Source organism: Bacillus sp. BF2-3 (assembly GCF_008368795.1).
Lineage (GTDB): Bacteria > Bacillota > Bacilli > Bacillales > Bacillaceae_G > Bacillus_A > Bacillus_A cereus.
This window is the reverse complement of the sequence record NZ_QOSA01000001.1, coordinates 109,243-122,336: the sequence shown is the minus strand read 5'-3', so window position 1 is coordinate 122,336 and position 13,094 is coordinate 109,243. Positions and strand designations below refer to the sequence as shown.

Genomic DNA, 13,094 nt, shown 5'->3' with positions numbered 1-13,094 from the left:
TTTATATCCTTTCTTCTAAAAAGTCAAACGCAACTTCTGTATTTCAGCGTTTAAACGTAGCTCCTCCGAGAGCCAGCTCTCTAATTCTGAAACCGACGTAATATTTCGTTCTAAAAGTGACTGTAATTTACTCTCCAAATCATTAAACATACACAATCCTCCCGTTTTTAATTTTCTGTTTTTTAGAGATAAAAAAGGACAAGTAGCCAATCTGACTACTTGTCCTTACTGTTCATCTGTACGCAATACGATTAAGCTTGGAATGCTTCTGTTAATACTGGTACGATTTGTTTTTTACGAGATACAACACCTTTTAAAGTAGCTGTGTTGTTTTCTAGTGATACGTTGTATGCTTTCTCAACAACGTTTGCTGCTTTACCGATCGCAAGACCGACAGAATCATTAGTTAAGATATCAGTTACAACGAATAAGAATAGGTCTAAACCTTTTTCTTCTACTACTGCAGAGATTACTTTTTCAAGTTCCGCTTGGTGTACAAGAACGTCGTTTGTATCAACAGCGTTTACTTGTGCGATTTCAACTTTCGCATTACCCATTTGGAATTCTTTAGCGTCAAGAGAGATTAATTGCTCCATTGTTTTTCCGCTTAAGTCAGCACCAGCTTTTAACATTTCTAAGCCGTAGTTATCTGCATCTACACCAGCGATTTGCGCTAATTCACGAGCAGCTGCTACGTCTTGTTCTGTGCAAGTTGGAGATTTGAATAGTAAAGAATCTGAAATGATTGCAGATAACATTAAACCTGCAACTTCTTTACGAATTGTTACGCCATTTTCTTTGTACATTTTGTTTAAGATTGTAGCTGTACAGCCAACTGGCTCACAACGATAGTATATAGGATCGCTTGTTTCAAAGTTAGCAATACGGTGATGGTCAATAACTTCTAACACACGAACTGATTCGATATCGTTAGCACTTTGTTGACGCTCGTTATGGTCAACTAAAATAACGTTGTCCACTTCGCTTGCTACTGTCTCAACAAAACGCGGTCCTTCTACTTTAAAATAGTCTAACGCAAATTGAGTTTCACCGCTGATTTCGCCTAAACGTACAGGCTCAGCATTCATTCCTAATTCTTTTTTCAATTCTGCATAAGCAATTGCAGAACAAATTGCATCTGTATCTGGGTTTTTATGCCCGAAAACTAGTACTTTTTCCATGTTTTCCACCTCTTCATGAAAAGGATATCTTAAAGAAGCAAATATGACAATATTTAAAGCATATTTTTTTATAAATAATTGCACTTTCTTCTATATTTTTCATCATTTTCATAAAAAAAATCATCTAAAATGAATTAGATGATCGAAATGTATGTTTCAATTAAAATAGTGTAGGAGCTTGCACTACATTGTTAAAAGCGAAATTTGAGGATAAGCCATTATTCAAAAGGTTTACATCTATAACTTGATAAAACGCATTTCCAGTGTCTGCAATTTCCCAAACAGCTAAAATAAGATGGTATCCACTACGGTCAGTTGGTACATTTGCTTCGTGCGTTACTGTCGTCCCTGGTCTAGCTCCACCGTCATTTTTCACATAGAATGGCACTAAATCTAAATCCGATCGCGTTAAAGGTTTATTTGGATTCCAACCTTTTTTCGTAATATAATATTTCCACTCTTTTGTACTATGAGGAGCCGTTAGTTTCCACTTGAATGTATTCGTCCCGCCATTTAACGTAACTTTCTTCCACCTATCTACAGTTTGAACATCTAAAGCGGGAAAATGACCAGCCCCTGCAATTTGTCCATCAGAAGGTCCTAGTTGCGGAAATCCACCTATCCCTTCTACGCTTTGTGGTTCATATTGAATCGGTCCACAATTTACATTTACCCCTTGCTTACATAAATAAGATCGGCTCGCTGGTGATTCTACATATCCATGAGCTGAAGCCTTTTCTGAAAATCCAAATGTTAATAATCCCGTAAGTAATACTCCACCACTTAAAATAACTTTCTTCATCTTTTGTAAACTATTCTTTTTCATACTTTCATCCCCTTCCGATAATAAAGCGAAAATAACTATAGTTGGCTAGTCATCTTCTCTACATTTATTATAAGACGAGAATCATTACTAAAAGAACCCTCTAAAAAATTTCTCAAATTCATTTAGTGCGTTAATTAGATTATAATTAACTATTTTAACACCGCCAGAAAAATATAGACTGTGTTAAAAATAGTTGTTTATTATTCACTTACTAATAATTAAGCACTCTCCCCGTTTGATTATACCTTAAATGTTTTTATAATAAATAACCGTAGCATCTAACTTACCATTCGGAGAAATTGCATACCCTGGTATTGTTCCAACTTCTTGGTAGTCTAGTGATTTGTACAGTTTATTGGAAGGATCTCCTTCTCTAGTATCTAACACTAAAAGAGACCTGTTTTCTTGCTTTGCTCGTTCCTCTGCTTTTTGCATAAGCGATCGTCCAATACCGTTACGTCTAAAGTTTGGATGAGTCATTAATTTGCAAATCTCGGCTCTATGAATTCCGTTAGGCTTAGTAACTAATTGTAATTGAATACTCCCTGCTACTTCGTTGTTTATTTTAGCCACATACAATATCACTTCTGGCGCTAATACTGTTTGCCAATACTTTGTTGCGTCTTTTTGTTCCAGTGGAGGCAAAAAACCAATTGATGCCCCATCATTTACAACCATTTTCAAAAGTTTCGAAAGTTCTTCCATATCATTTTCTAGTTGCTTTATTTCTTCAATTACTAAATTTCGCATTACTTTTCCCCCTTTTGTTTCATTGTAACAATTTTTAAAGAAGGAATAATGAAATAATAAGATGAATTTATAGAAAGATATGATTTTTTGTGAAAGGATAACGATATGAAATATATATTAGATAGAACGTACGCAAAAGAATTACTCGAATGGGCATATGAACAAAACCCGGGCCCCTGGTTTGAACATTCACTACATGTTGCTCATGCAACTGAAAACATAATTATAGAACTTATTAAAAATGGGTATAACCTAGATGCTGACATAGCATATAACGCTGCCCTTTTGCATGATATCGGAAGATACAAAGGTTTTACCAAATCGGTCATTCATTCCTATGATGGTTATATGTATATGAATGATTTAGGGTATACAGGAAACGCTGTTATTTGTGTGACACACTCATTCCCATGCAAAAATGAACATATAGATATCGCAGCGGAATGGAGTCTCGTTCCTGACCATATGAGAAGCCGGTTAGTTGAAATATTAAATGAACATTGTAACTACGACTTATACAATAAAGTAATTACTCTTTGTGACGCTCTTGCTGATGCGGGTGGCTTTACTACGCTGGAAAGAAGATTAATTTCTGTTGGTTTGCGTCATGGTACAACATCTCATACATCTTTACATTGGAAAGGGTTTTATGCGATTAAGAAAGAATTAGAAGCTTTAATCGGTAAGAGTATATACACAGTTCTTCCTGATGTAGAAAAATCTATTTATGAAGATATAGAATATTGAATTGAATACAAATTTAATTTCAAATAAAAAACGTTTTAAACATAAAGTTTAAAACGTTTTTTTATTCAATGCTTTTGATTTTTCAGTTCTGTTAAACACTCTTGCACTAAAGTTACCGCTTGACTCATCGCAGCTCCGCCAGCAAATGCTGCTGAAACACCACATGCTTCCAGAATCTCTTTATCTGAGCATCCTTGATCAAGACAACCTTTTGTATGATAAATTGTACAATACTCATCTTGCGTTGCTAAACTAATTCCTAATGCAATAAGTTGCTTTTCTCTTTTTGTTAAAGCACCCTCTTGAAAACAAGCTTGCGTGAACGCATTATATGTCTCAGCGATTTCAGGAATTTGATTTGTAAAACTACCTATACCTTCTTTATAATGATGTAGAATATCATTTATCGAACTATGTTGCTCCTGTTCCATCTTATTCCCTCCAGTCATATTATCCATACTTATTGTAGTATGTGATGAAATGGAGGCAATATACCTTCTTTTAAATTAAGAATTTTCAGTTAATTTAAGTTATAATTTTAAATTATCATCTACAATAACTTTTTCTCTAGAACTTTTTCTTTCAACCTCTTTACTTCTTTCTTCCCAAAATGTTAATCCTTCAATCCCTATATTTTTAGGATTAAATACTGGATCTTTCCCTTCTTTTTTCTGCGTTTCATAATCTTTTAACACTTTTAATGCGGTTTTACTTAAAAGTAAGATTGCGATTAAGTTTAACCATGCCATACTACCAATTCCTAAATCTCCAAGATTCCATAAAAGCGACGCTGATTCAACACTACCAATGTAAACCATAATTAAAAATCCAAATTTTAAAACTGGTTTTAACCAGCCATACTTCAGTTGACGATCTAAATAAGTAAGTGTCGTTTCAGCGATATAGTAATAAGCGAGTAACGTTGTAAATGCAAAAAAGAAAATCGCAATTGAAATAAATATTGGACCAAACCCTGTTATCACAGTTTCAACTGCTTGTTGTGTATAAATTGGACCAGCTTCCACATTTCCTATATTTTGTACAATAGCGGTTTTCCCTTCAGGTATAACATTATACATACCTGTTATTAAAATCATAAGAGCTGTCGCTGTACATACGACAATTGTATCGATATATACGGAAAACGCTTGAACTAATCCTTGTTTTGCAGGATGCGATACTTCAGCAGCCGCCGAACTATACGTCGCTTCTCCGACACCAGCAACGTTTGAAAATACAGCGCGTTTTACGCCCCATGCAATAGCTGCACCAACAATTCCACCAAACATTTCATTTACACCAAATGCACTAGAGAAAATTAAAGCAAACATACTTGGAATCTCCGTTACATTCGCAATTAATATGATACATGTAACAATTACATAACCAATTGCCATAAATGGCACAAGCATTTGAGAAACACCGGCAATTCTCTTTACACCACCAAAAATAATTGCTGCTAGTAACACGACTAAAAATATTCCAGTTATATATTTGCTAATACCATTAGAGTTTTCGAATCCAACTGCGATACTACTAGATTGAATACCTGGTAATAACACGCCATATGAAAGTGTTACAACTACCGCTACAATGACTGCAAACCATTTCATTTTTAAACCTCTCTCAATGAAATATGGAGTACCGCCGCGATATTCATTCCCTACTTTACTTTTGTATACTTGAGATAATGTTGATTCTACAAACGCGCTCGCTGCCCCTAACAAAGCCATTACCCACATCCAAAATACAGCTCCAGGCCCGCCGAAAGCAATTGCTGTCGCTACCCCTGCAATATTACCAATTCCCACTCTTCCCGATAAGGCTAAACAAAATGCCTGAAAAGATGATATTCCCGTCTCTGAACTCTTTCCTTCAAATAATAGTTTAATCATCTCTTTAAAATAACGAATTTGCAAAAAGCGTGTTGCAATCGTGAAATATACGCCTGCCCCTAATGCAAAAACAACTAAACCGATACTCCACACTTGCCCTACTAACCATTCTACTAAATTCTCCATCCAAATCCCCCTTATCATTCTTTGGAAAAGCAATTTTGTATATAAGAAAACGGACAACTATTATCAAACTTTCTAGTTGTCCGCATCTTTCATTATTTCATCCCTCAATTTTTGTCAGTAAAACACCCTATTACTTTATATTTACCCAAACACTTTTCACTTCTGTATAATTATCAAGCGCATATGAACCTAATTCGCGGCCAATACCAGATTGTTTGTATCCACCAAATGGTGCAGCTGCATTTTCTAAGTTATAATCATTAATCCACACTGTTCCTGCTTTTAATTTATTTGCCACTTGATGACCCGTTTTGATATTTTGCGTCCATACACCCGCAGCAAGGCCATAGGATGAGTTGTTCGCTCGTTCAATTACTTCTTCTGTCGAATCAAATGGAAGTACAACAACAACTGGTCCAAATATTTCTTCCTTAACGATTGTCATATCGTCTGTAACATCTGTGAATACAGTTGGCTTAACGAAATAACCCTTTTCAAGTGCACGTTCACCACCAGCCGCAACTGTAGCGCCTTCTTTCTTCCCTTGCTCAATGTAATGTAACACACGCTCTTGTTGTTTCTTAGATACGAGTGGACCCATTTCCGTTCCTTTCTCCATACCTGCTCCAAGTTTTACGTTGTTCGCCATTTTCACAAGTGCATCTACTACAGTTTCATAATGTTTACGATGAACAAATACACGTGATCCTGCGCTACAATTTTGACCGTGATTATACATAATACCTTGGAATGCACCATTAATTGCTTCTTCCAAGTCCGCATCTTCTAAAATGATATTTGGTGATTTTCCGCCAAGCTCTAACGTTACATGCTTAATCATTTCTGCAGACTGACGCATAATATACTTTCCTGTAACAGTAGATCCTGTAAAAGCAACTTTATCAATGTCATGATGATTTACAATTGCCGCTCCTGCATCAGGACCAAAGCCTGGTACAAAGTTTACAACGCCGTTTGGAAATCCAGCCTCTTTAAAGAGTTTTGCTGTATATAGTAAAGATAAAGGCGTTTGCTCTGCTGGCTTTAATACGATCGTACAACCTGTCGCCAGTGCAGCTCCCATTTTCCAAGAAGACATAACGAGCGGAAAATTCCACGGAATAATCTGACCTACAACACCTACAGGTTCATGTCTCGTGTAATTTAAGTAATCTTTTGAAATTGGGATTGTTTGCCCAATAATTTTTGTAGCCCATCCTGCGTAATAACGATAATTTTCTACAGTTGCTGAAATATCATCATCAAGTGCTACTTGATATGGCTTTCCATTATCTAAAGCTTCTAGTTGCGCCAATTCTTCTCTATGTTCTTCAATTAAATCTGCTAATTTATAAATAAGATGCGCTCTTTCAGCAGTAGTCATTTCTGCCCACGGACCGGATTCAAATGCAGATCTTGCCGCTTTTACTGCAGCATCAATATCCTCTTCTTGCGCTTCACATACGACAGCTAGAACATCTTCTGTAGCTGGATTATACGTTTCAAACGTCTTTCCCCCAATAGCAGCAACAAATTCGCCATTAATAAACATTTTAATTTCTTCATTTAAAAACGCTTCCACTTTTGGTTTCAGCTCAATATTTGTCTTTAACATTATGTTCTCCTCCTTATTTAAACAGCTACATGAGCTGCAATATTTGATAAAATCGTTTGAAGCTTTTGATCTTCGTCAACAGTTAATCCTAGTCTTGGATAGCGAGAAGGTCCTCCCGCTTGCCCATGTAATTCCATGGAACGTTTAACGATTTGAACATATTTCCCTGATCCTTCAAGAAACTCGCAAAGTGGTAAAATAGCATCGTTTATTTCCCACGCCTTTTCTAATTGACCATTTTGAAAATGCTCATACATTTTTGTAACGAGACCGGGAACGATATTTCCTGCTACTGAAACCCATCCCGAAGCACCAACTAAATATGATTCCATAACTAAATCTTCAGAACCACAGAAGACTTGGAAAGCCCCTTCACTTTGTCTTACTAAATCTCTCGCTTTTCGAATATCTCCGCTAGATTCTTTAATATGTGTAACATTTTCACACTCTTTTCCAATACGGAGCATTAGCTTTGTACTCATATCAACACCAGAAGTAAATGGGTTATTGTATAGCATAATTGGTATATTTACAGAATTTGAGATTTCTTTAAAATGAAAATAAATCTCCTCTTCCTTCGGTTTACAATAGTAAGAGTTTATAATTAATGCACAATCCGCTCCGTGCGCTTCTGCATGTTTCGTATATTCAATTGTTTCTTTCGTCGTCTCTGCTGCAGTTCCAACAATGACTGGAATACGGCCATCAATTTCTTTCAACACGGTTTCTACCATTTTAAATCGTTCTTCTTTTGATAAACTTACAAACTCTCCTGTACTTCCATTAATGATGACACCTGCAACCTTTTGTTCGATAAAGTAATTTACATTTTGTTTTACCCCATCCCAATTAATTTCCTGAAATTCATCCATCGGTGTTATTAATACTGGAAATGCCCCTTTAATTTTTTGCATATTTATCTCTCCTTATCACATTTTATTTTAATAAGAAACCTGCCGGAAATGGATCCGTAGGGTCTAATAGAAACGTCTGCATTCCTGTAATAAATCCTCTACTTTCAAAACGGAAAATGTATCCTAGTTCCTCCTTCTTCACTTTTTCCACAGTTATAAAACTATTAAATATACTTTCATTTTTAAAAGGTTTATCCGCCATATAATCATTTTTAAATAACGCATGAACATAGGAAACGATAGTAGAAACAAAACCTGGCGAACGTACGATAAAGTTATCTTCATGAAATGTAATCGACTTTATATGGTTCTTTTCTTTTTGCGAAGGATCTACTAAAATAAGCCTTTTTATTAGCGACTGTTTTTGTATAGCCTGCAGTGTAGCTTCTCCCCATCTTTTCAATTCTGAAATGTTTTCAACACGAATTTCTGGCGAATACGCACCTTTTTCTACAACTGCATATACTTTATCTGCTTGTATGAGAGAATAACTTACATTACCAACCTGTAAATTTTCCTCAATCAAATAGCATAGTTTGCTTTCAAACGAAACCGATATAACTTCATCATTCTCTACATACGCATGAACTAAAAATATTCCAGATAACGTTTCAATTTTGTATTGATTGGACTCTCTCTTTTTTAAATACCCACTTTCGAGTAACATCGTTATTACTGCAACAATGCCTCCATAATGAAGCGGAATCGAACCTTCATGATTAAAAAATAATACAGCTGCATCCACTTCATTATGGATAGATGGAACGACAATACACCCATTCAAACCGATAAAACCACGTGGTTCATTTAATAAAAGCTTCATCTCTTCTGCTAATTCACCCGAAAATTGTTCATTTAATTGCTCCAAACTGTAGTAGTATTTGCATGGTACGTCTTTCATTACACGAAATGCCTCGCCATTTACATGTACGTCTACTGCTGTATACATTTTTTGAATGTTCATTTTATATCCTCCGTTTCATGTTCCATCGGCGGAATTAGCAAAAATCCTTCTTTAAGTGGATCCATTTCATTGTAAAAAAATCTATGCATACCCATAAGCCAAGCTGATCCCGTAATTTTCGTTATGACAGCTTCAATATTTTCAACATGTGTCGTATTCATGACATATCCTTTAAATAAAGAACCAACGATACTCTCATGAATGAACTCTTCACCAATTTCGATTTCTTTCTGAGCGTATAATACAGCTAGCTTCGCAGATGTTCCTGTACCGCATGGAGATCGATCTATTCCGCCTGGTGGTACAACAACTGTATTTTTCACATGCGCACATTCATGAGTAGGATCTGTATAAAATTCAACATGTGTTAATCCTCTTATAAACGAATACTCTGGATGAGTGATTTCAAACTTCTCATTAATTGTGTTTCTTATATGAATCGCCTTATCGATGATTGTAGATGCATTTTCTGGTACTAATTCTAGATCTACTGATTTCGCATCAATAATGGCATAAAAATTCCCTCCATACGCAATATCAGCTTCTATAGTTCCAATGTCTTTCACTTGTACAGTAATATTTTTTAATAAAAAAGCTGGTATGTTACAGAAAGATACTTCTTTTGCTTTTCCATCTTGAACAGCAATATCTACTTCAACTAAGCCAGCCGGTGTATCTAGTTTTAAAGAAGTAATTGGTTCAACTACCGGAATTAAACCTGATTCAACTAACGCTGTACATACACCGATTGTATCGTGACCACACATCGGTAAATATCCACCTGTCTCTATGTATATAACACCTATATCAGCCTCAGGATGACACGGGTCTGTTAATAATGCCCCTGACATTACATCATGACCACGCGGTTCATTCATTAACAATTTTCGAATCCAATCATACTCCTTTTTCATATGTAACATCTTCTCTGCCATCGTCTCTCCAATCAACTTTGGAAGTCCACTAATTAATGTCCTCGTTGGATTCCCACCCGTATGTGTATCAATTGTCGTAAAGACTCTTTGTGACTTCATCCGTTTAACACCCTTTCTGTAAAACGACTCAAACGAAGTGGTTCAATAGGAATAATTGTCTCTTTTTCATTTAATAACTCTTCAATTACTTTCCCAGTAACTGCTGCAAGACTAATCCCATCCCCTTCATGCCCAGCGGCAATGAAATAATTTGGAATATGTTCCACTCGTGAAATAATCGGTAAATGATCTTCTGTCCACGGACGTAAACCAGCGTAAGAACGAATTACCATCATATCTGCCATTTTCGGATAAAAGCGAATCGCTCTATTTGCAATACATTTAATGACTTCATTGTTTATTCTCGTATGAAACCCTACAAATTCACGGCTACTTCCAATTAAGAAATTTTGACTTTCAGTAGGCTCAAATACGAGCGCAACCCCGTATTTTTCAGTTAAAGCATCTACTTTTCGTTTTCCGCCAAATTTAGAAATTAAATAACCGAATTCCATTACTTTACGGCACCCTACGTGTTGTTGTCTTGATGCTACAATAATATGCCCTTTTCTCGGTTCAATTGGTATATTTACATTTAACATCTGACCAATCTTAGGAGCCCACACACCCGCTGCATTTACAACTTGTTGTGCTGTAAAAGTTCCATTCGTAGTTTCTACAACAAATGAACCATTCGTATCTATGTTTATACTCTTTACTTCGGTCTGTTTAAAGGCTTTTGTGCCAAACTTTTGTGCCTCTGACAGAAGCGAGAATGCAAGGAGATATGGATTCACAGTTGAATCCGTCGCACATTCTAAACCGCCTAATAAATCATCAGCAAAAAAAGGCGACTCTTCTCTTATATCTTGCCTATCAAGCATTCGAAACGGTAATCCAGCTTCTTTTTGCCGATTTACCCATTGCTGCGCAGCTTCCATCTCTTCGTCTGACTCACATACGAGAATACTTCCTGGTGCCCTATATTCAAATGAATGCTCTAATTCTTCACTTAAATCAGTTACTAATTTTTGACTTACTAAAGACATTTGACTATCAAATCCTGGGTCTTTATCAATGGCCAAAATATTCCCATCACACCGTGAAGACGTCCCGCTGACAAATTCCCCTTTTTCAATGATTGTTACGTCTCTTCCGTATTTTGAAGTGTAATAAGCGATAGAACACCCTATTATTCCACCACCTATAATTAAAACGTCGCAGTGCCTCACAATATACTCCTCCTTTCCTAGCCCTCTCACTTTCTTTTTATGCAATTGACGTGCCAATTCTGTACATATACAATTTTTATAAATAATATTTTTATTTGTAAAAATATTTTAAATTTATAGTAAATAGGTGTATTATTTTTTTATCACTGTCAAAATTTTTATACATAACAGGAGGACATTATGGCATTTTCATTTCCGACTATACAAGAATTTTTGGAAAGCGCTTTAACCAATCATACATGTAGCCTTGATCGCATTAAGAAAATAAACGAAAGGTTTTATTATCTCCCTTCTACTACAGAAGAATATAATTGCGCAATTATTTATGTAGATGACTCATTCACTGCATTAATTGACGCTTTTTCTTATGAATTAGCTGTTATCATCCTTAACGAAAACGATGAGCCGCTATGCTGTATAACTTCTCAGCAAATGATTCCATTTCTTTATAAGTCCTACAATGAACTACAGTCATTTTATGACACTGTAATACAAACAACTGACTCTTCTGTTACAGTCATTGATAGTAAAGAATACGTTCGAACTTGGACAGATGGCGCTGAAAAAATATTTTCAGTCAACCATAATGAGATTATTGGGCAACCGATTACTCGTTTTTTTGATTATAAAGACTTGGAAATTTTACAATCTTTACATGATGGAAAAAGCATAGTCGCTCAGTTCCATCAGCCTCGTCCCGATTTATTCGTATTAATTAATTCAAATCCAGTTTATTGTAATGATGAAATTATAGGAGCAGTCGTTTCAGAAACAGATGTTACAAATCAAGTCGCTTTAAATGAAAAACTATTTAATATGTCACATGAAATGCACCGTTTAGAACAAGAAGTGGCAAAGTATAAAGATGAATCCGATCCATTCCTTGCGATGAATGGGAAAAGTCCTGTTATACAAAGAACGATACAATTAGCTAGAAAAGTTTGTTCGGTAAAATCAACTGTTTTAATACTTGGGGAAAGTGGAGTTGGAAAAGAAGTATTTGCGAAAGCGATTCATGAAGCAAGTGAGGCAGCGAAGGCGCCTTTCATTTCGATTAACTGCGGGGCAATTCCAGAAGCGTTATTTGAAAGTGAATTATTCGGTTACGAGCGTGGGGCGTTTTCTGGAGCAAATAGTAAAGGAAAAAAAGGTAAAATTGAACTCGCGCAAGGCGGTACTTTATTTCTTGATGAAATAGGTGAAATGCCACTTGATATGCAAGTAAAACTGTTACGTGTACTGCAAGAGCGAAAGTATTACCGAGTTGGTGGTGAAAAAGAAATTAATATTGATTTCCGTATTATCGCTGCTACAAATCGTGATTTACAAGAAGAAATGAGAAAAGGAACTTTCCGAGAAGATTTATATTACCGCTTAAATGTAGTTAGTTTGCAGATTCCACCGCTGCGCGAAAGACGCGAGGATATTATTGAATTAACTTATTCTTTCTTAAATGATTTTTCAATCAACTACAACAGACCAATTCGTGACCTACCTTCAAGCATTATGCATGAACTGCTTCATTACAATTGGCCAGGTAATATTCGCGAACTTCGAAACGTTGTTGAACGGCTTGTGGTATTCGCAACAGACGGAATTATAAAACAAGAATATTTACCATTTCATACGACTGAAACTTTAGACAACCATACAGCTCATTCCCTATTACTCAGCAACAATAATACAATCCTTTCTTTACAAGAAGAGATGGATGAGCATGAGAAAAAAGTTATTGAAAGGGCTTTACGAATTTTAGATGGGAATAAATTAGAATGCGCAAAACAACTTGGTGTAACAAGGGCTACTTTATATAACCGTTTAAAGAAACTTGGACTTCAATAAAGAATCAGTATGCACCGATCAGGCGTTT

The 13,094-nt window shown here is 35.8% G+C and carries 13 protein-coding genes; 2 read left to right on the top strand and 11 right to left on the bottom strand.

Going from position 1 to position 13,094, the window contains the following annotated elements; genetic code table 11:
• Window positions 1-15: 15 nt before the first annotated feature.
• The 4 genes from DN401_RS30050 to DN401_RS00670 all read right to left on the bottom strand — a co-directional run bounded on the left by DN401_RS30050 (window position 16) and on the right by DN401_RS00670 (window position 2,757).
• On the bottom strand, window positions 16-150 hold the full coding sequence (locus DN401_RS30050) for a hypothetical protein (protein ID WP_000481362.1): 135 nt from the start codon (window positions 148-150) through the stop codon (window positions 16-18).
• A gap of 101 nt (window positions 151-251) precedes the next feature.
• Window positions 252-1,181: a manganese-dependent inorganic pyrophosphatase gene (gene ppaC / locus DN401_RS00680; RefSeq protein WP_000416873.1), complete on the bottom strand. Its 930-nt coding sequence runs from the start codon at window positions 1,179-1,181 to the stop codon at window positions 252-254.
• Between the two features lie 160 nt (window positions 1,182-1,341).
• A complete protein-coding gene (locus tag DN401_RS00675; RefSeq protein WP_000742279.1) occupies window positions 1,342-2,007 on the bottom strand; it encodes a lytic polysaccharide monooxygenase in 666 nt (221 codons plus the stop codon).
• A gap of 246 nt (window positions 2,008-2,253) precedes the next feature.
• Entirely contained in the window at window positions 2,254-2,757 is a 504-nt protein-coding gene (locus DN401_RS00670) for a GNAT family N-acetyltransferase (RefSeq protein ID WP_001245258.1), read from the bottom strand.
• A 105-nt stretch (window positions 2,758-2,862) separates the two neighbouring features.
• On the opposite strand from DN401_RS00670, the gene DN401_RS00665 reads away from it, so the two are divergent.
• A complete protein-coding gene (locus DN401_RS00665; RefSeq protein WP_000875112.1) occupies window positions 2,863-3,504 on the top strand; it encodes an HD domain-containing protein in 642 nt (213 codons plus the stop codon).
• A gap of 65 nt (window positions 3,505-3,569) precedes the next feature.
• Here DN401_RS00665 and DN401_RS00660 read toward each other — a convergent pair whose 3' ends face one another.
• From DN401_RS00660 to DN401_RS00630, 7 genes are all read right to left on the bottom strand, one after another.
• Entirely contained in the window at window positions 3,570-3,962 is a 393-nt protein-coding gene (locus DN401_RS00660; protein WP_134266430.1) for a carboxymuconolactone decarboxylase family protein, read from the bottom strand.
• 72 nt (window positions 3,963-4,034) lie between these two features.
• The gene (locus tag DN401_RS00655) at window positions 4,035-5,525 is read right to left on the bottom strand and encodes an alanine/glycine:cation symporter family protein (RefSeq protein WP_000429528.1); all 1,491 of its coding nucleotides are present in this window, start codon (window positions 5,523-5,525) and stop codon (window positions 4,035-4,037) included.
• 130 nt (window positions 5,526-5,655) lie between these two features.
• The gene (locus tag DN401_RS00650; protein ID WP_000920970.1) at window positions 5,656-7,140 is read right to left on the bottom strand and encodes an aldehyde dehydrogenase family protein; all 1,485 of its coding nucleotides are present in this window, start codon (window positions 7,138-7,140) and stop codon (window positions 5,656-5,658) included.
• A gap of 17 nt (window positions 7,141-7,157) precedes the next feature.
• Window positions 7,158-8,054, bottom strand: coding sequence for a 4-hydroxy-tetrahydrodipicolinate synthase (dapA, locus tag DN401_RS00645; protein ID WP_149287436.1), 897 nt, complete (start codon window positions 8,052-8,054; stop codon window positions 7,158-7,160).
• A gap of 22 nt (window positions 8,055-8,076) precedes the next feature.
• Window positions 8,077-9,018 (bottom strand): proline racemase family protein, encoded by a 942-nt coding sequence (locus tag DN401_RS00640; protein ID WP_001025560.1) that lies wholly within the window; start codon window positions 9,016-9,018, stop codon window positions 8,077-8,079.
• Entirely contained in the window at window positions 9,015-10,052 is a 1,038-nt protein-coding gene (locus DN401_RS00635) for a proline racemase family protein (protein WP_000842048.1), read from the bottom strand. The genes DN401_RS00640 and DN401_RS00635 overlap by 4 nt, the downstream gene beginning before the upstream one ends.
• Window positions 10,049-11,224, bottom strand: a complete 1,176-nt coding sequence (locus tag DN401_RS00630; protein WP_025689383.1) for an NAD(P)/FAD-dependent oxidoreductase — start codon at window positions 11,222-11,224, stop codon at window positions 10,049-10,051. Before DN401_RS00630 ends, DN401_RS00635 begins: the two co-directional genes overlap by 4 nt.
• Before the next feature lie 180 nt (window positions 11,225-11,404).
• Here DN401_RS00630 and DN401_RS00625 point away from each other — a divergent pair, with 180 nt between their 5' ends.
• On the top strand, window positions 11,405-13,066 hold the full coding sequence (locus DN401_RS00625; RefSeq protein WP_078404951.1) for a sigma-54 interaction domain-containing protein: 1,662 nt from the start codon (window positions 11,405-11,407) through the stop codon (window positions 13,064-13,066).
• Window positions 13,067-13,094: the final 28 nt, after the last annotated feature.

Coding starts and splice junctions, on each gene's coding strand:
- DN401_RS30050 (WP_000481362.1), bottom strand. CDS start 150: ATGTTTAATGATTTGGAGAGTAAATTACAGTCACTTTTAGAACGAAAT.
- ppaC (WP_000416873.1), bottom strand. CDS start 1,181: ATGGAAAAAGTACTAGTTTTCGGGCATAAAAACCCAGATACAGATGCA.
- DN401_RS00675 (WP_000742279.1), bottom strand. CDS start 2,007: ATGAAAAAGAATAGTTTACAAAAGATGAAGAAAGTTATTTTAAGTGGT.
- DN401_RS00670 (WP_001245258.1), bottom strand. CDS start 2,757: ATGCGAAATTTAGTAATTGAAGAAATAAAGCAACTAGAAAATGATATG.
- DN401_RS00665 (WP_000875112.1), top strand. CDS start 2,863: ATGAAATATATATTAGATAGAACGTACGCAAAAGAATTACTCGAATGG.
- DN401_RS00660 (WP_134266430.1), bottom strand. CDS start 3,962: ATGGATAATATGACTGGAGGGAATAAGATGGAACAGGAGCAACATAGT.
- DN401_RS00655 (WP_000429528.1), bottom strand. CDS start 5,525: ATGGAGAATTTAGTAGAATGGTTAGTAGGGCAAGTGTGGAGTATCGGT.
- DN401_RS00650 (WP_000920970.1), bottom strand. CDS start 7,140: ATGTTAAAGACAAATATTGAGCTGAAACCAAAAGTGGAAGCGTTTTTA.
- dapA (WP_149287436.1), bottom strand. CDS start 8,054: ATGCAAAAAATTAAAGGGGCATTTCCAGTATTAATAACACCGATGGAT.
- DN401_RS00640 (WP_001025560.1), bottom strand. CDS start 9,018: ATGAACATTCAAAAAATGTATACAGCAGTAGACGTACATGTAAATGGC.
- DN401_RS00635 (WP_000842048.1), bottom strand. CDS start 10,052: ATGAAGTCACAAAGAGTCTTTACGACAATTGATACACATACGGGTGGG.
- DN401_RS00625 (WP_078404951.1), top strand. CDS start 11,405: ATGGCATTTTCATTTCCGACTATACAAGAATTTTTGGAAAGCGCTTTA.